Origin of the sequence: Collinsella sp. TF11-5AC (assembly GCF_003436775.1) — a bacterium.
Classification (GTDB): Bacteria; Actinomycetota; Coriobacteriia; order Coriobacteriales; family Coriobacteriaceae; genus Collinsella.
Genome location: NZ_QSQO01000025.1, coordinates 15,714 through 34,172 on the forward strand (window position 1 = coordinate 15,714; position 18,459 = coordinate 34,172).

The window sequence follows — 18,459 nt, forward strand, 5'->3', positions numbered from 1 at the left end:
GCCTCCGGCTGGCTCAACCTAAACGGTACGTGGTACTGGCTCGATCCCTCGACGCACGTCATGGCCACCGGGCTCCATGGGTGCAACGGCTCCATGTACTGGTTCAACGGCTCCGGCTCGATGGCGACCGGATGGGTCCTCGACGGCGGAACCTGGTACTACGCGACGGGCTCCGGCGCGCTGGCCTCCGGCTGGGCATATGTCGGCGGCGCCTGGTACTGGCTCGACCCCTCGACGCACGCTATGGTTACTGGTGTTCAGCAGATCGACGGGGCACAATACTCTTTTGCTAGTAATGGTGCTTGGCTCGGCTAGCAACTCTTCTTTAATTGCTTTTTTCTAATTACATATTGCTCTTAGCTATCCATTTGTAGACTATGTTTATGTAAAAATTGGTTACTACTGGGGGCTGACATGGCAAGGAAAAAGCGAATAACATTAATCCTAATCATTCTTTCAACTCTACTGCTCGCTGGGCCCGGTGTGGTTGATATCGCGAACGCAGAATCCATAAGCTCCTTCATCCCTACTGATTTTGAGCAGCAATCCGTCTCCTCGACTCTTAATTCTTCCGATTCAATCAATGATGGGTCTGCTCAAGAATCCGTTAAATGGAATCAGGGTTGGAATTCGTTTGACGGTAACTGGTTCTATGTGGATTCAGTTAATCCAGTCTCGCTGCATTCTGGCTGGCTCTATACCAATGGGGCCTGGTACTGGCTCGACCCCTCGACGCATGCCATGGCCATCGGGCTCCATGAGTGCAATGGCTCCGCGTACTGGTTTGACGCCTCCGGCGCGATGGCGACCGGGTGGGTGCTCGACGGCGGCACCTGGTACTACGCGACGGGCTCCGGCGCCCTCGCCTCCGGCTGGCTCAACCTAAACGGTACGTGGTACTGGCTTGACCCCTCGACGCACGCCATGGCTACCGGCTTTCACGAGTGCAACGGCTCACTGTACTGGTTTAATGCGTCCGGCGCGATGGCTACCGGATGGCTCCTCGACGGCGGTACCTGGTACTACGCGACGGGATCCGGCGCGCTGGCGCGCGGCCCCGTATCCGTCGGCGGCGTGCCCTACTGCTTCGACGCCCGGACGGGGGCCATGCTGACGGGCTACCAGACGGACGCGCAGGGCGTCCGCCGCTACTTCGGCAGCTGCGGCCCCCTTAACGGATGGGGCCTCGTCGACGGCTCCTGGTACTGGTTTGCGAACGGCATCGCCTCGACCGGCTGGCTTTACACCGGCGGCTCCTGGTACTGGCTCGACCCCGACGCGGGCGGCGCCATGGTGACGGGCCTTCACGTGTGCAACGACTCAGCGTACTGGTTCAGCGCCTCCGGCGCGATGGCGACCGGATGGGTGCTCGACGGCGGGACCTGGTACTACGCGACGGGCTCCGGTGCCCTCGCCTCCGGATGGCTCAGCCTAAGCGGTGCATGGTACTGGCTCGACCCCTCGACGCATGCCATGACCACGGGCGTTCAAACTATCGGATCATGTGAATACATATTTAATAGTACCGGCAAGATGATGGCTAATTGCTGGTCAAACGGTGATGGGTCTTGGATGTATCATTCGTCATCCAGCGGCGCAATTGACCTTAAAGGCATAATGACCGATTCGGGAATCCAGCTGATTGACGATGACGGTAATGCCAGAACGGGCTGGATTGAGAGTCAGGGTTCTCGATATTATTGTTCTGCTAATGGGGTAATTCTGACTGGATGGCAGCAAATTGCTGGGTCTTGGTATTACTTTAACTCGGATGGTCGAATGGCGACCGGCTGGCTTAACGATGGCGGTAACTGGTACTGGCTAGATTCCGCTTCTGGCATAATGAAAACGGGATGGCTTTCCCGTGGGGACACATGGTATTACCTTGATGCCGCACGTGGGGGAGTAATGTTGAGCAACGGTTGGTATTGGATCGGCTCTACTGACTACAAGTTCAGTTCATCCGGCGCAATGGTTGGCGCTTGGGTCGATGTCCCGTGCTATTCGCAGTACCCGGAACTTCCTACTGGCTGTGAGTCGGTTGCCCTTACAAACTTGCTTAACTACTATGGTTTCGGTTTAGGTAAGACGATTATTGCGGATTACTATTTGCCCAAGGGAAGTAATGGCAATTTTGTTACCGCTTTTGATGGCAATCCAAGGCGTAGCAGCGGGGGTCTCATGGGATGCGTCGCACCTGCGATTACTATTGCTGGTAATAACTTTCTGCGCGCTGCGGGAAGTATCATGCAGGCAAAAGACGTCTCTTTCTCGTCAATTTCTTCCATTAAGAACAGGCTGACCTGTGGTCAACCTGTTGAGATGTGGAATACCGAATGGGGAAGTTGGCCAGGAGGCCGTTATGCTGCGCGTTGGTATAACGGGCATTCCTATGGTCTGTGGGGCGGTAATCATGCCGTAGTCCTTAAAGGCTATGATGACGAGCAGGGAATTGTCTATCTTTCGGATTCGATTAACGGCAATGTTACGCGAAATGCCCAAGTGTTCTTCGGCACGTGGCAACAGATGGATAGCCAGGCCGTGGTAATTGAATAGCCATGATGCTAAAAGGGGAGAGCTCGACGAGCTCTCCCCTTTTGCTACATTGTTAATCTAGCTACGCCGTCTTCTTACGTCCAAATAGTTCGTCCCAGTTACTGGCTGCCAAAACTGTTCCGCATACAATTACAACGCAGCAGATTACGGATGCCATGTCGGGAATTGTTCCAAGCAAGATCAGGCCAAAGACCACTGACCATGCCGAATAGGAGATATTCAGAGCCATCGCACGCGCTGCTCCGATTGCCGCAATGCCCTTGTAATAGAACAGATAGGATGCAGTTCCTGCGAGTCCGGCGAGTGCAATAATCAATGTGGGCATGCTTGGGATAGCGCCCAACGTGAAATGCCATGCTCCGAAGAGGGGGAGTACGAGCGCTCCATAAACAAGCGCACTTGTAGTTTCGCGGATTTGCAAAGCTGTTTCGTCATCAACGGCATCATCTTTCATTCCCCATGCGCACAGCACCGCTTCGGATCCCCATCCAATAACGGCAAGCACTGCGCCGAGTAAGCCGAGGGGGGCATTTGCAATCTCGCTCGATCCGGCCGATAGATAGCCCATCGTCATTACACCGCAAAGAGCAACGAGAAGGGAAAGAATCTGGCCTTTGCCCATTTTCTCCTTCAGCAGTACGAAGGAAAGGAATGCTCCGACTGCGGGATAGAAGGCGGAGATGATTGCCGTGTAGGCAGCTCCGATGTTATTAATTGCCAATACGTAGCCGGTCATTCCGATAGGTCCACCGAGTAGGGCGCCGGCGATGACGACCTTGCCCGAACGAGTTTTAAGTGCAGCGAGCGTGTCTTTTAGTCTGCCTCGGACTCCCATGTAGCCAAAGAGCCAAATTGCACAGAAGGCATCATGGAGAAAGGATCCCGCAATGGAGGCGCATGCAAGCGCTTCCGCCGATCCAATATAGGGCGCAAGCGCCAAGCCGATTCCAAGAATTACTGTATCAAGGCCCCAAAGAAGACCGCTAAAAAAGCCGAATTGCATCGTTACTCACCTTTCCGATAGATCTCCAGTGCCTTTTTGAGGTATTTGGCACCGTAATTGAAGTAGATATAGAGCCATTCGCCCACGAAGTCGCCTTCGGCTTCTTTCAGAAGAGACCAGAGGTACCAGCACCATCCTGCAAGGGCAATGTGCGCATAGTTATGTGCAACTTCGTTGTTTGTTGCCTTGCGCCCAAAATATGCATCAAGCGCGCGGTCGACTTCATCTTCGGAAAGCTCGCAGCAGACACTGCACGTTCCAAAATCGTTTGCATAATCGCTCATGCCAGCATATTCCCAGTCAATGAGATAGTACTTGTCGTTTTCATCGATAAGGAAATTGAGGTAAAAGAAGTCATTGTGACAAAGGCATTTTGGCGCATTGTCGGCCTGGACAAAGTGCTCCAATTCATCGATTTCGGCGGCCATTTCCCTGTAGCCTGGAATGTCGATAGGGCCTTTTTCCAAAAGAAGTGATTCGTAGCGCTTCGCTTCGAGGTAGAAGTCAAATTCGGTTTCGACATTTGCACCGCTCTCGTGAAGCGAACGACACATCTGCATCATTCGATTCATTTGGGCATCATCATGCGGATCAGGCTGCTTTGCGTTGGGTACAAACTTCGAAATTTTCCAACCGCGCTTTGGGTCCTCATGAATGAACGTGTCGTCAAGGCCGAGTTCCTTGGCCTTTTTAAGTGCGGCTACTTCTCCATTTCTGTTAATAAGCAGTTCGGTCCCGACTCCCGGATGGCGGTAAACGTACTCTCCGTCATTGGTTCTAAAGTGGCACGATAGATTCGTAAGACCTTGTTTAAGGGGATAAACGTCGTGAATCTCTGATTTGGAGCAGCCGAGCACTTGCTCGATGTTATCGAAAATATCGGAGTCAACGTTTTCGATAAAATGCGGATCAAAGGCACGCAGTTCATCAAGAGAATCGAATTCGTTGATCTCGCCCTCAGGATACTTTTTGATCACCATATCGAGCTCCTTGATGTGCTCGATATATAGATCTTCCCAAAGCTTGTCCGTTGTTTCGGGCTTGTTATATTCCGTTTCGAGAATCTGCTTAAATGCAAGCGAGAAGGCTTTATCAAAGTAGACATGTCCGAGCATATACCAAGCATCGGAACCGCCAATCGTAACATTGGTGATTCTGTCCATTGCTCCGGTTTGAATGCACCATTCTTTGGTGGCGCCTTCAGCATATTGAGCAGAATAAAATGCTTTCCAAACGTATGCTTCAAACGGATTGTTTAGAAGGTAATCATCGCTTGAACAAATATAGGTGTTGCCAAGCCGCTCTTTTACGCACATAAGCGATGCGTGGTTATTTTTGGATGCATATTCGTTGTTGACGACAATCGAAACGCCGAACTTGCTTTCGAGATAGAAGAAATACTCTTTTTTATAGCCGACAACGACGGTGATATTGCTGATACCTGCGTCTTGCAGCTGCCTAATCTGACGTTCGATGAGAATCTCACCACGTACCTTTAAAAGGCCTTTGGGCTTTTCATACGAAATGGGAGCAAAGCGGCTCGAAAGCCCCGCAGCCAATATCACTGCGTTTTCAACCTTATAGGGGTGAAGTGCTTCGTAACCGTTGTCGGTTAGGCTGTCCGATTCGAGAAGGCCTTCATTCGTAAGCTCTTTATTTGCTGCGTTTACCGATCCAAGTGAGAGGCCAGTGCGCTCGGCAACTTCTCGCTGGCTGGCATATGGGTTCTTTAGGTATTCGTACAGAACAGTAAAGTTACGCTTGGTCAGTTCCACTGCAGGCCTCCAATTAAGATGTTCATTGCTTAGGAAAAGAATAGAATGATTGAACGTTATGTTCAATTTAGTATATTTATCTACATAGACTGAACAGACAGTAACGAAAATCAATCCTGGAATGTGGATTAAAATAAATAAATGAGATATCTGGGAGGGTCGCTTATGTATCGATTCGAAAAGAAGGCCACGCTTGTTTGTGCTGCTGCGTCATTAATCACTGCTTGCTGCTTGCCCCTGAGTGCGAATGTCGCGTTTGCACAGGATTCCGTTGAGGCTCAGAGTATTGAGTCAAAAGCGGATTTTTCTTCTGTGGTTTCCGATGATTTGCAACCTGATAATTCTTCCGTCATAAAAGATGGCTGGCAACGAGACGAGTCGTCTGGAGTTTGGTATTACGGAAAAAACGGTAAACACCAAACTGGCTGGCTGCAAAGCGGGGGCTATTGGTATTGGCTTGATCCAGCCAATGATGGTGCAATGCAGACAGGTTATTTCAATGTGACCGATGCTGGCGGATCGACTGCTTCGTTTTATGCGAATGACGGCAATGCCGCAACGCCTTTTGGCGCGCTATATCAGAACTGCTGGCTACGTAACTCAGATGGAAATTGGTTTTATGCCAATGCTGGAGGCGATTTAGCTGCTGGTTGGTTTTATCAAGACGGCACATGGTATTACCTGGATCCTGCCACCCATATAATGCAGGTTGGTTTTGTCGACCTCGGGAGCGGGAAATACTATTTAGATGCCACTGGTGCTATGAAAACCGGCTGGATTCTCGTTGACGGGAATTGGTACTGGGCTTATTCATCGGGTGCCCTTGCTTCGTCATGGCAAACGATAGGTGGGGCTCGCTATTATTTTGACCCACAGACGTTCATCATGTTTAAGGGTCGTCAAAAGATTGATGGAAGAACCTACATTTTTGGTGACTATGGCCTCGCAAATGGATGGTACAAAGACGGAGCAGATTGGTATTACTGCTCTAACGGTATTGCGGCCACTGGCTGGAAACTCGTTAACGGCGCTTGGTATTATCTCGACCCAGCCTCCGATGGTAAGATGTCCGTTGGGTATTTAGACCTTGGCAATGCAGCATATTATTTGAACCCCAATGGGGTTATGGCTGTTGGCTGGGCTCAGTCCGAGAACGGCTGGTATCTAGCCTCTCAATCTGGTGCGCTTATTTCTGACTGGTATAAAGAAGGCGCTAGCTGGTATTACCTGGACCCTGTTAGCCATCTAATGAAAACGGGCTTATTTGAGGTGAGCGGCAACGATTGTTTTGCAAACCAGAGCGGTAGGCTCGTGGTTTCAAGCTGGGTTACCGTTAATGATGGCGTTGAAAGATATGCCGATGATAATGGATATCTTTGCAAGGATGTGATTCGCGAAAACGGCGCTATTCTAAAAACCGCTGGAGCTGATGGTTGGCAGGTTGCGTCCGGCTGGGTTAATGTCGCAAATCTAAGGTTTTACGCTGAGCCCGGAACGGGTGCCATTCATCTTGGATGGCTGCAGATTGACGGCGATTGGTATTGGCTTGATGCCAATTCTGGCGTGATGAAGACCGGATGGGTTTTTACTGGTGGTTCATGGTATTACCTAAACGCTGACGGAAAAATGGCAACTGGTTGGAAATGCCTGAATGGAACATGGTATTACCTTGAGTCCAATGGAAGCATGCATGTTGGCTGGCTTAAAGATTCGGGTAAGTGGTATTGGTTAGACGGCAGCGGCGCTATGGCAACGGGCGCAAGGACCATCGACGGTGTTCGCCGAATTTTCTGGAGCGATGGCCAGTGCGACAAAGTTGGCTGGCAAAATCCATCCCAGTATCCTCAGGTCAGTTCTTGGACTGTTCAGCTGCCTAGCTATTGCACCGGATACTTTACCTATGTGACCCCTTCTCGCATTTCTGTCGAAGCAACGCGGGAAGATTGCGTGAACGCCTTTATCCAGCGCGCCTATGAGTATATCGGTACGCAATATATTGAGCCTTGGTCTACCGCTCCCGGTGGAGCTGTTGATTGCTCTGGTTTTGTCTTGCAGTGCCTTTATGCTACTGGCATGGATATGGGTGTTTACAACCCTTATAACCATCGCTGGGATCCAAGCCAAACCTACAATTCCATGAATTGGTATCGAAGCAATATCTTTATGCCCGTGAGCACGAGCTCGATTCAACGCGGCGATGTGATTTATTACCGCGGTCATATTGCAATTGCACTTGGCGGCGGCTTGATGATTGATTCCTGGCCTCATCAAGGTGTCGGAATTCATCCTATTAGCGCAAGGGGAAATGTAATCGGCGCAGCTCGTCCGTTTATTTAATAGATTCCCTGCAAGACAGTCGGTACCGGTTGGGGGCTTGAAATGAATGCTCGGATTGATCATCGAATTTGCTGGCGAGTAATTGGCTTGATGCTATTTTCCGCCTTACTTTCAGTTACAGCCCCCGCATTTTCTTGCACTGCTTATGCCGTGGAAGAGGGGGCGGATAACGGTGTCGTAGAGCGCGACTCGACAGGAGGGCCGGGAGCATTGGTCGGTGGCGGTTGCTCTCAAGACTCCAGCGATTGTGCCGGCAAAACAACGGAAGATTCGAGCCTACAGGTTGTCGATAGCCATGACCCGTCGACTACAGAACAACTATCTGGATGGCAATGGAACGGTTTGTCCTGGTATTACTATCTAGATGGCTGTCGTTTGACCGGAATTCAGAATATTGACGACTTGCTGTACTACTTGGACCCCGCTCGTGACGGCGCAATGAGCTGCGGCTGGATTTTTACTGAAAATAAGTGGTATTACGCGGGTCCGTCAGGCGCTTTGGCAAGTGGCTGGCAGTTTATTGGAGACCAATGGTACTGGTTTGACTCCCTTAACAGCTGTTCTATGGCTACTGGTCGACGTGTTATTGATGGGCACCCTTATCTTCTTGGAACCTATGGACTGATTAATGGATGGTACCTTGATAACGGTTTATGGTATTGGGGTAGCAATGGTGAAGTCTTAACCGGCTGGCTTCAAACTGGCAATAACTGGTATTGGCTTGATCCCGCCAATGATGGTGTTATGTCTAGAGGAATCGTTTCTGTCGGTTCGTCTCGTTACTATTTATCGGATTCCGGCGCAATGACTGTTGGTTGGGCGTTTGATGGGACGGACTGGTATTACGCTGACGGTTCCGGCGCACTTGCATCGGGCTGGCGTTTGGTGAATGGCGTTTGGTATTGGCTCGATGTCGCAAATGACAATAGAATGGCTACCGGCTTTTATGTCATCGGATCCAACCGGTATCATTTTTCTTCAACGGGAGCGTTGTCACTTGGCTGGTTTATGAGCGATGGAGACTGGTATTACGCTGAGCCTTCTCAAGCGTCGGGCATTATAAAGACTGAATGGCTGAAGGACGGTGGTCAATACTATTATCTCGATCCTGCCGCCGACGGTAAAATGCTTCTTGGTCATTTTTCTGTAAATGGGAAAAGCTATTATGCAAAAGCTTCAGGCGCTGTTGCTTGTCGTGAATGGGTAGATGTCCAGGACTCGGTTCAGGATGAGCCATCTAAGGCTTTTGCTGGTTCTGATTGCTCATTGTGTGGAGCATTGCGTAATGGAAAACTGTTTACATCAAACGGCGATGGCGAATTGGTCGAAGCTCACGGGTTTGTGATGCTTGGAGGCTGTAAGTTCTATGCTGATTCAACCGATGGCTCCCCCTGCGCTGGATGGAAGAACGTTAACGGAAAATGGTACTTTTTTGATGAGACCGCTGGCTATGCACGATCTGGCTGGCTGTACAAGGATGGCTCCTGGTTCTATTTAGATCCGTCCACTTATGCTATGAAAACCGGTTGGGTTGCCGTTAACGGATCTTGGTATTACTTGAATTCGTCTGGTTATATGCAGACAGGATGGCTCAATCTGGGCGCCACCTGGTATTGGCTTGATGCTAGTGGAGCTATGGCTACTGGCTGGCGCGTTGTGGACGGATCCTGGAATTTCTTTATGGCTAACGGCGCGTGGGTGTCAGACTATATGGATGCTAAGGCTCAAAGTTATTCAAGCAATACAAATTGGCTGATACTTGTCGATACGTCACGTTGCGTTACGAGTATTTACACTGGATCCTGGAATAACTGGTCCTTAAACCGTCGATATGTATGTTCGACGGGAAAAGCTAGCACGCCTACGGTGATAGGGGAGTATCAAGTCTACGGTAAGGGATACTCCTTTGGGCATGGATATACTTGCTATTACTACACGCAGTTCTATGGTGATTACTTATTCCATTCCTCACCCTACTACGTCAACAGCAACCGCGTGATGGATCCCACGATGGGCGTTCCATCCTCTGCTGGATGCGTACGCCTTGAGATTCAGAATGCAAAATGGATTTACGATAACATTCCTTATGGAACAAAGGTTGTTACTTATTGATATTAGGCACTCGTTTTAAGAGACAGGGATAAATACTCTATTTTTAAAAGAGTTTCTTTTAACTGAGGGTGCTTTGATAATCTTTAAGCAATGAATTTGGGAGGATTTTTGGAAATAGAAATGGGAAATGATATTGGCGTATGCGTACTTCTCTCAGCTTATAAACCCGATCTTAAGTTTTTCGCGGAACAACTTGATTCGATAGATAAACAAACGTTTCCGCTTACGCTTCTAGTTAGAAATGACTGCCCTGAATCGGATTCATTAGAGCGGTTTATCCAAGCGCATATAACGAAAAACGCCTATCGGTATTATCACGGTGATAATAATCTCGGTTATGTCAAATCGTTCGAGGCGCTGCTCTCCTTGGCGGAAGGGGATTACGTAGTACTTTGCGATCAGGATGATATTTGGGAGCCTAATAGAGTTGAAGTTTCGCTCAACCATATGCTAGAAGAAGGCTCAATTCTAGATGTTTGTGATAGATCGGTAATTGACGAAAACGGAAATATTCTGGTAAAGAGTTATAGGAAAGCTCATCCTAATTCGCCGGAAGTAAATTGGTGCTCTGGAGAGGATATTACTGTACAGGCCGCAAGCGTATGTTACGGCATTGGTATGGCTCTCATGTTAGATGCGAGTGCGGCGAAGTCGATGATTCCCTTTCCGGAATCGACTGCACATGACTTGTGGTTGACATTGGGTTGCAGTGAACTGGGGAAGTGCAGCTTTACTATGACTCCTTTGGTTAAGTATCGTCGACATGGTGGTAACGAAACTGGATTCCTTGCAGGTGTTTCTTCAAAAGATGATTGGTATTCGACAAGAGTTAAAAACAGGGTTGATACTGCTAGGCGATTTGCCGATAGATTTCCCGATTCACCGCATCTAAAGGAAATATTGGGGTTCGCTGAAGCAAGGGAGCGGCGCTCCATAATTGGTTTACTTAAATACCGACGAGCTTGCCCGTCTATCGCTAAAGCAGATATCATTATACGTCTTATGCCGAATTGGCTGTTTATTTTGATTTTAAAAGAACTTAAAGCTGCGAGATAGCTCCGTATCCTCATTTCGACAGGTTTAGAAGGGCGCTTATATTTGTGAAGGCCACAGAGAAGACTCTTTCGATTAAACATAATATGTTCTGGAATACCGTCGGTTCGTTGACTAATTTAGGCTGTCAGTGGCTTATCACCATTTTGGTCGTTCGGCTGTCTGATGGATATAGTGCTGCAGGCATTTATTCGCTGGCTATGTCTATTTTCAACATGTTTTCTCAATTAGCCCAATACAGGATGTACACGGTGCAAATTGCAGATGTTGAAAGGAAAAACTCTGCTGGTGAATACCTGACTTTTCGTTTCTTTACTACTTTTATAGCGTTTGCAATGTTAGCCGTCTATTCCATTGCAACGTGTCGTATTGGTACGGTGCCCGCTATTCTTCTGTATGCTCTCTATAAAACCGCTGGCTTAGTCATTGATGTCATGCATGCTAATGATCAGGTTGGTCATAGGATGGACTATATTGGGAAATCCCTCATAATGCAGGGCATCGGCTCTCTCCTTTCATTCATTCTTGTCTTTGGATTTTTTAATAGCCTCGAAGGTGCACTGTTGCTTATGACGGTAGTGACAATAGGCATCGGAGTTATTTACGATTATCCAAGATCAAATCGGATTTCTGCAATCAAGCTTGGAATTAGCCGAGCGAAGGTCAGAGCCTTCCTATGTAGCTGTTTGCCCATCGTTCTGGGCGGCATTGCTGCTTCTGCGGCGCCGAATATTCCCAGGCAGTATTTATCTTATTCATTCGGAGATTCTGCTCTGGGTATTTATGCATCAGTTGCTGCACCTGTGGCAATTATCCAAATGGGTGCGACCTATATTTATAATCCTTTATTAGGTTATCTAGTAGAGCGTTACCATTCTAGAGAAAAGTCCTTTTTTTCGCTCATAGGTAAAATACTTGCTGGCATCTTTTTTGTCGGTGTCATATCTTCAGTTGCCCTTTTCTTTTTCGGTAAATTATTGCTGTCACTGTTTTATGGCGCTGGAATAGCTAAACATACCGATCTCCTTCAGCCTATGTTGGCTTGTGCCTTTTTGACTGGCATCGCTTGGTTTGTCAACGATTTGTTGGTTTCTCTTGATAATTACCGAGGGGTATTTGTTGGCAGCATGCTGTCCTTAATTAGTGCTGTCGCTGTTATGGCTCCTGCGCAAATGCTGTTTGGCTTAAATGGCCCTACTGTATCGGCGCTTATATCCAATGCCATTTGCCTTATTTATCAGTCTTCTGTTTTGGGGAAACAGACGCAACAATGGTTCGGGGAAAAGAGATAGGCCGATGATGTCTAAAGCTCACGCGCTATTAAAGCTTCAAAACACTGAATTGGATATCCTTCAGGTTGTCGCCGCATTCTGCTCTAAGCACGGCATCAGGTGGTGGCTTGACGGTGGAACATGTTTAGGAGCAATGCGTCATAGGGGGTTTATCCCTTGGGATGATGATATAGATATCGGAATGATGCGTTCAGATTATGACCGCTTTTGCTCTTTAGCCGAGGGTGGGTTACCGGAAGGATATTCGCTCCATACATCGCGGAATACTACTGGCTATGCTGCGATGTTTGCTAAGGTGTATCGCGATGGAACTCGCTTCGAGAATCAAGAGGCTCGAGAGGCTTCCAGTTCGATGGGCATTTTTGTCGACATCTTTCCATATGACCAGCTCTATACAGATAAACGCCTTCGTGCAAAGCAAGTCCGAACTGCATCAATTGCACAGAAAAGAGCCTATTTATATCATTCTTCTTCCATTGTTGTCCCTCATAAAGGGTTCCTTGGTCAACTCGAGCAAATTGGTTGTTCTGCTATGCACGTGGTGGAACAACTGGTTTCTCGAGGCGCATGCTCTTACCAGGATTTGTTCGATTCCTGTATTGCCGACTCAAATACGGGTGAGGTCTCTGATTGCTGTCTGACGTTAAGCTGGCCGAATATGGCGCCAGTGCCTATTTCAGAGATTTTCCCTCTGAGCAGTGCGGTTTTCGAAGGCAGTGAATTCCCTGTTCCTCGTATGACGGATAAATATCTTACAACGATGTATGGCGATTGGAAAAAAATACCGTCACCGGATAATCGACATACCCATCTTCCGCTCTTGCTCGACTTTGGAGATGGGGAAGTCTGGACGGCACAGAATTAAGGATATGACATCTATATCAGATGAGGTTATGTGATGAGCTCCTCTATTTGTATTTTCACTCACCATTATCACCCGCAACTTAGTGGAATTGGTAATTTTGTCGATGGTCTCGCTCACGCCTTGACTGCACGCGGCGATAGGGTGGTTATCGTTACTAATGATTTGATGCGCGTGGGAGTCGGTCATTCAGTCGAAAACGGCCTGGAGGTAATTCGTCTTCCTTGCATTCCGTTACTTGATGGAAGACTTCCTCTTCCCAAAAAAACCAGTGATTATTACCGACTCCTGCAAACCCTTGATGATTATGAGTGGAATGGTGTTCTGATAAACACGAGACTTTTCCCTCTCTCGCTCGAAGGGCTGAAGTTTGCTGCGGATCATAGTGCTAAGGCTGTTGTTCTCGACCACGGCTCAGCGTATCTCTCTTTCAATCAGCCATTTCTTGATTATTTTGTTCGCCGATATGAAGATTGGATTACTGATCGCGTAAAGTCGTTTGAACCTGATTTCTATGGGATTTCTTCTAAAAGTGTTGAATGGCTTCAGCACTTTAATATCACTGCAAAAGGCGTAATTTCAAACTCAATCAATGCCTCATTCTATAGGAGTATTTCTTCGGGGAGAGATTTCCGATCTGAATTAGGTATCCCTCAGTCATCTTTGGTTGTAGCTTTTGTCGGGCGGCTTATTCCTGAAAAGGGAATTTATTCAATTATTGAGGCGGCTCGCACAAAAGATATTACCAAGCGTGATATTTGTTTTGTTCTTGCAGGGGATGGTCCGCTGGCTAATGAGGTCAAGGAAGCTTGTTCGTCTAACTTGTTTTGGCTTGGGAGATGTAACACAGAGGATATTTCCTCCTTACTTCAGCAAGCAGATGTGCTTTGTCTTCCAACTCGTTCCGAAGGCTTTTCAACGGTACTTCTTGAAGCTTCAGCCTGCGGAACGCCTGCAGTGGTAACAGACGTGGGCGGGGCACGCGAGCTTATCTTAGATGATAGCTACGGCACAATAATTCGGTCCATGGCATCTGATGAGGTGGTTTCGGCATTATGCAGGCTTTTTGATGATCGAAAGCTGCTTTCTCTTCAGTCTCGAAACTCTAGGGCGCTTGTTGAAAATCGATATAACTGGGATGCCACTGCTATGGATGTCGAGAAGGCGTTTTGTATTTGCTAAGTGATACTTGGCTGGCTTTTGCTTAGCTTTTGAGTGAAGTTGGATTTGAGATACGAATTTGTTATTGTCGACTTACCCTATTCGATTTTGTCTTTAGTTGGAGATGCACGTTTTGAATAATCCTGCAATTAAGAAAAGCGAGTACGCGCTTGCCATCTTTGGGCTGGGACTTCTTTTATTAGCTGTTGCGACATCATTGCACTATAAGAATTTAAATCTATTCATTCTTGAACTCTTTTGCGATGTCGTTGCTGTTGCGTGCTTATATTTGCAACCGAAATCACAGTCGGGTGGTGACGCTATTCGTCAGATAACCGTCCTCGTCGCGTCCAGCATTCTCAGCAGCTTTCTGCTAGTTTTAATCATATTGACTGGTGCGAAGACGTTTGGCCCCTTCGATCTTGACGCATGGAATATCGCAAGTCTTGTTATATGCTTTCATTTAGTTTTAGCGTTTCAAGGCATTGAGCTTTGCTATGGCCTGGTGAAGAGCTTTGTAGCCTCGGTTAAGAAAACTGATACTAAGAAGTGTTTCTTTTTTTTGACGGTTTCTGTTGGCTTTGCTGTTTTAATCGCTTTTATTGGCATTCCGCTCGATAAGTCAAAGACGGTGTTGTTCGCGTCTGCTTTGCCCATTACTGTTTTGATCGGGTTGATTGCTATTAATGGGGGCACTTCTTATCTGAAGCCCGAACTGTTCGCTTTCGCATGCATTGTCTCGGTCGGTCTATCCGTAATTATTTGCTTCCCCGTTACAAATTTTCTGACATGGGATGATGAGGTCCACTATGGAAATGCAAATAGTGTTTCCTACCTCACAAATGCTGAAATAACAAATTCTGACCGAATGATAGTCGAACAGTTTTATAGGGGGGACGGCTTTAGTTTGGATGCATCTTTGGGTAAGTACCCAATAGATGAAACAAGAGAGTTTAACCGTGGCTCTGTTGAGCAATTAGTCAGAGAGGCCGATAAAAATAATATAGCTGAAGGTATCGAACGTGTTAATTGTTTTGATAGTGTGGCTCTTTCTAAAATTGCCTATATTCCTTCATCTATCGGCCTTTGTTTGGGTCGCTTGCTTCATCTCCCATTTTCTATCAAATTTGCATTGGGAAAATTATTTAATTTACTTGCGTATGCAGTTATCTGCGGAATCGCAATTCGTATAGCCCCTTGCAGAAAATGTCTTTTCACTTGTATTGCGTTGTTCCCGTCTGCCGTGTTAATGGCAGCCAGTTACTCGTATGATCCCTGTGTGATATCGTTCAGTTTGCTAGGAACAGCTCTTTTGTTGAAGATGCTTGTTTCTGAAGAGGATATTTCTGCAAAAACATTCTTCGGATTTCTATTATCTTTTGCAATCGGATTTGCAGCTAAAGCGATTTATTTTCCCTTATTCGGACTTGCGCTTTTAATTCCTGCAGATAAATATACTTCGAGCAAGCAAAGACGTATCTTGATTGGAGCTGCACTATTCGTTTGCGCCATAATGATTTTATCTTTCTTGACGCCATATTTCTCTTCTGTCGTAAATAACATTTCTGATGCACGTGGTGGCTCCGAAGTCTCTACGGCTGGTCAAACGACGGGAGTGCTTGCAAATCCAGTTGGAACTATAGTTGTAATCTCGAATTTCGTTTTTGGATCGATGCTGACCCCGGCGTTTCTCAATTCAATATCAACGAATATGGCTTATCTTGGGGACGTGTCCAATCTGTTCCCATGGCTTTCATATCTTCCCATCGTGTTGTTTGAGGCTATATGCATTATTGATAATGAAAAAGTTACTAAATTTAAGTTTAGCCGTTTCGGGATTGTTTGGACTCTATTCCTGGTTCTTGCTACTTGCTATTTAGTTGCTTTGGCTCTATACATCGCCTTTACAGGAGTTGGAAGCCAGACAGTTGCGGGTGTTCAGGCGCGATACCTCATACCTTTGTTAATACCTTTCGCCTGTCTTTTGCTCAGGTTTCCTATTTACTGCGACGAGGAAGAGAAGACTAAATGTACAGCCTTTATGCTCGGGATTCCATTTGGGCTGCTGTATTTTGTGTTTTTCGAGCTTTTGTATATCCGATTTTTCTAAACTAGCGCTATAAGTCATGGCTATAGTAAGAGGGGATAATAGTTGGATTAGATTGGTTCGAATGGGACGGCGTTGAGGACTCAGGACATGCGTTCCGCATTTGAGACAGAGGTGCACGGGGCCCTTACCCTGCTATGATGGGTGGGGACTCCGTGTGGGCCCCAGTTAAGCAAGCTAAATATCTAAGCTTGAGATGTAACTTCGCGATGGCTAGTCAGGATACTGTAAACTTAAGTTTGAGTTAAACTGTGCGTTGGGCTGTAAGAGTCGCAATTTCTTCAAGCGTCGCTAAGAGCCAACTTTTTTGGAATGGATGAATCTCGATTGTCTCTTGCTGCAACAACATGTTCAAAAGGATATCCGCGTGTTCTCGTAATAATCCCTGCCTATAACGAACAGGAGTGCATTCTCGATACCGTTGCGTCTATAAAAGCTGCGGGATATGACTATGTTGTAATCAACGACGGGTCACAAGATGGAACGCTTGAGCTTTGTCGAGAGCATGGTGTCAACATATTGGACCTGCCACAGAACCTTGGTATCGGTGGAGCGGTCCAAGCGGGCCATAAGTATGCTCAGAGATTTGGCTATGATATTGACATTCAGGTTGACGGCGATGGCCAGCATGATCCTTCTTATGTTCCTGAGCTTGTAAAGCTGATTGAGGGTGGGGCGAGCCTGGCGATAGGCTCTCGATTTCTGGTTGAGACTGATGGTTTTCAGTCAACTTTTATGCGTCGCGTTGGAATCAGGTGGCTTTCATTTTTGCTCGAGCTGCTTACGGGTAAGGTGGTCACCGATCCCACTTCTGGTTTTAGGGCATGCAATAAAGATGCTATCGACCTGTTCTGCAAGAGTTATCCTGATGACTACCCGGAGCCAGAGTCGATTGCTTTGGCTATGAAGCTTGGTCTTCCCGTTATGGAGGCGCCTGTAAAGATGAATGAACGCCAAGGCGGACGTTCGTCCATCGGGGGCTTCTCTTCCGTCTACTACATGATCAAGGTCACGTTAGCCATTGTTCTTGTGTGCTGGGTTCATAGGGGAGATAAATAATGAATCTAATTTTGAGGATTGGTGCGGCCCTCTTTTTCGGCGGCTTTCTCGTCTATGTTTTGCGGCTCGTGTCCAACGGAAAGATGCTTCTTAAGTACTCTCTGTTGTGGATTTTGATGTGTATGGCGGCCTTGATTTGTGATATATGTCCTCAAATTATTTATAGTTGCTCAACAGCTATTGGGTTTGTCAACCCAGCCAATTTCCTTTTTTTGGGTGCAATCGTGCTGTTGCTTGCAATCTCTCTGTCTCTTAGCGTTGCCGTGAGTCGTCATGTTTTGGCGATTAAAAACCTTACTCATAGGATTGCCCTACTCGAAAAGGAACTTGAGAAATGGTCTAATCATGAATGAGCTCAATACGATGGTTTGATTCAGTTCCTTCGGCTATTCCTCATTAAGTCTCCCAGGGTGGTTGTCAATCTAGTGCCGGAGCCCAGGGACCGTTATGCTCGAGTGGTCCCGGTGGTGGGGGCTCGCTCTTGAGTCAAAAGTCCTTTCATTATCGAACTGCCTGAGCAATATTCTTTCCGAAGCATAATTTGACTGGGGTGTTTCGCTGTAAATCGTCATCTGGATGGACAGCGGTGACGAGGTCCTTGGTCCGATTGTTAAATCGTCTCAGCCGTTATAATTCACCACTACTGTACATCAATTGGCTTGTATCGATGCATAGAGTCAACTTAAGCCAGCCGGAGAACTCCATGGCAAAAGAACGTAATTCCATTGTCGAGCTTTTTTGGTTAATCTCAATGTGGTGTGTATTTGCGCATCATTTTGTAATACATAATGCAGATGATATATCGGTTTTTGCTAGTCCTTTAACCCGTTTAATTTTTAAGTGTTAGCGCCGGAATAATTTAGCCAAATATAGTCGGCCGAGATTGACCAATCCCGGCCGACCCATTTTAGCCAACACGCCCGCATCTATGACTTTCCTATCGCATTCCTACATCCCCTCGGGCTGGATCCCCCTCACCTTCACCGCCTGGGGGACGGCCTCCACCGAGTAGGTGTCAAGCTCCCTGCCGCGGTAGCTCGGGCCCCGCATCACGAACACCGACGCCTTGTCGAACAGCCTGTCGAGGGCGCAGAGGAGCGTGTGTTAGCGCTACTGTAAAAACAACCATTTTGACCAACGCT

At 47.3% G+C, this 18,459-nt stretch carries 12 protein-coding genes and 1 pseudogene; 11 read left to right on the forward strand and 2 right to left on the reverse strand.

Annotation, left to right across the window (positions count from 1 at the left end; translation table 11 throughout):
* Together DXD16_RS10390 and DXD16_RS09130 are read left to right on the forward strand one after the other, a co-directional pair.
* Positions 1-315 (forward strand): annotated as a pseudogene (locus DXD16_RS10390) (hypothetical protein); the annotation flags it as partial.
* Between the two features lie 99 nt (positions 316-414).
* Positions 415-2,556, forward strand: coding sequence for a C39 family peptidase (locus DXD16_RS09130; protein ID WP_117655877.1), 2,142 nt, complete (start codon positions 415-417; stop codon positions 2,554-2,556).
* 61 nt (positions 2,557-2,617) lie between these two features.
* Here DXD16_RS09130 and DXD16_RS09135 read toward each other — a convergent pair whose 3' ends face one another.
* Positions 2,618-3,559: a DMT family transporter gene (locus DXD16_RS09135; protein ID WP_117655878.1), complete on the reverse strand. Its 942-nt coding sequence runs from the start codon at positions 3,557-3,559 to the stop codon at positions 2,618-2,620.
* Between the two features lie 2 nt (positions 3,560-3,561).
* A complete protein-coding gene (locus DXD16_RS09140) occupies positions 3,562-5,334 on the reverse strand; it encodes a phosphotransferase (protein WP_199408202.1) in 1,773 nt (590 codons plus the stop codon).
* A gap of 165 nt (positions 5,335-5,499) precedes the next feature.
* On the opposite strand from DXD16_RS09140, the gene DXD16_RS09145 reads away from it, so the two are divergent.
* The 9 genes from DXD16_RS09145 to DXD16_RS09180 all read left to right on the forward strand — a co-directional run bounded on the left by DXD16_RS09145 (position 5,500) and on the right by DXD16_RS09180 (position 17,670).
* Entirely contained in the window at positions 5,500-7,671 is a 2,172-nt protein-coding gene (locus DXD16_RS09145) for an NlpC/P60 family protein (RefSeq protein WP_158554630.1), read from the forward strand.
* Positions 7,672-7,713: 42 nt separating this feature from the next.
* Positions 7,714-9,783 carry a L,D-transpeptidase family protein gene (locus DXD16_RS09150; protein ID WP_117655880.1) on the forward strand — a complete coding sequence of 690 codons (2,070 nt, stop codon included), beginning with the start codon at positions 7,714-7,716 and terminating at the stop codon, positions 9,781-9,783.
* Between the two features lie 108 nt (positions 9,784-9,891).
* Positions 9,892-10,839, forward strand: a complete 948-nt coding sequence (locus tag DXD16_RS09155) for a glycosyltransferase (protein WP_158554631.1) — start codon at positions 9,892-9,894, stop codon at positions 10,837-10,839.
* A 44-nt stretch (positions 10,840-10,883) separates the two neighbouring features.
* On the forward strand, positions 10,884-12,128 hold the full coding sequence (locus DXD16_RS10235) for a polysaccharide biosynthesis protein (RefSeq protein WP_147326478.1): 1,245 nt from the start codon (positions 10,884-10,886) through the stop codon (positions 12,126-12,128).
* A 4-nt stretch (positions 12,129-12,132) separates the two neighbouring features.
* On the forward strand, positions 12,133-12,993 hold the full coding sequence (locus tag DXD16_RS09160) for a phosphorylcholine transferase LicD (protein ID WP_158606189.1): 861 nt from the start codon (positions 12,133-12,135) through the stop codon (positions 12,991-12,993).
* 33 nt (positions 12,994-13,026) lie between these two features.
* The gene (locus DXD16_RS09165) at positions 13,027-14,172 is read left to right on the forward strand and encodes a glycosyltransferase family 4 protein (protein WP_117655883.1); all 1,146 of its coding nucleotides are present in this window, start codon (positions 13,027-13,029) and stop codon (positions 14,170-14,172) included.
* 112 nt (positions 14,173-14,284) lie between these two features.
* Positions 14,285-16,261 (forward strand): DUF2142 domain-containing protein, encoded by a 1,977-nt coding sequence (locus DXD16_RS09170; protein ID WP_158554633.1) that lies wholly within the window; start codon positions 14,285-14,287, stop codon positions 16,259-16,261.
* A gap of 309 nt (positions 16,262-16,570) precedes the next feature.
* Positions 16,571-17,317 carry a glycosyltransferase family 2 protein gene (locus DXD16_RS09175; RefSeq protein WP_117655885.1) on the forward strand — a complete coding sequence of 249 codons (747 nt, stop codon included), beginning with the start codon at positions 16,571-16,573 and terminating at the stop codon, positions 17,315-17,317.
* A complete protein-coding gene (locus tag DXD16_RS09180) occupies positions 17,317-17,670 on the forward strand; it encodes a DUF2304 domain-containing protein (protein ID WP_035138621.1) in 354 nt (117 codons plus the stop codon). The genes DXD16_RS09175 and DXD16_RS09180 overlap by 1 nt, the downstream gene beginning before the upstream one ends.
* Positions 17,671-18,459: the final 789 nt, after the last annotated feature.

Coding starts and splice junctions, on each gene's coding strand:
- DXD16_RS09160 (WP_158606189.1), top strand. CDS start 12,133: ATGATGTCTAAAGCTCACGCGCTATTAAAGCTTCAAAACACTGAATTG.
- DXD16_RS09130 (WP_117655877.1), top strand. CDS start 415: ATGGCAAGGAAAAAGCGAATAACATTAATCCTAATCATTCTTTCAACT.
- DXD16_RS09145 (WP_158554630.1), top strand. CDS start 5,500: ATGTATCGATTCGAAAAGAAGGCCACGCTTGTTTGTGCTGCTGCGTCA.
- DXD16_RS09175 (WP_117655885.1), top strand. CDS start 16,571: ATGGATGAATCTCGATTGTCTCTTGCTGCAACAACATGTTCAAAAGGA.
- DXD16_RS09150 (WP_117655880.1), top strand. CDS start 7,714: ATGAATGCTCGGATTGATCATCGAATTTGCTGGCGAGTAATTGGCTTG.
- DXD16_RS09135 (WP_117655878.1), bottom strand. CDS start 3,559: ATGCAATTCGGCTTTTTTAGCGGTCTTCTTTGGGGCCTTGATACAGTA.
- DXD16_RS09165 (WP_117655883.1), top strand. CDS start 13,027: ATGAGCTCCTCTATTTGTATTTTCACTCACCATTATCACCCGCAACTT.
- DXD16_RS09180 (WP_035138621.1), top strand. CDS start 17,317: ATGAATCTAATTTTGAGGATTGGTGCGGCCCTCTTTTTCGGCGGCTTT.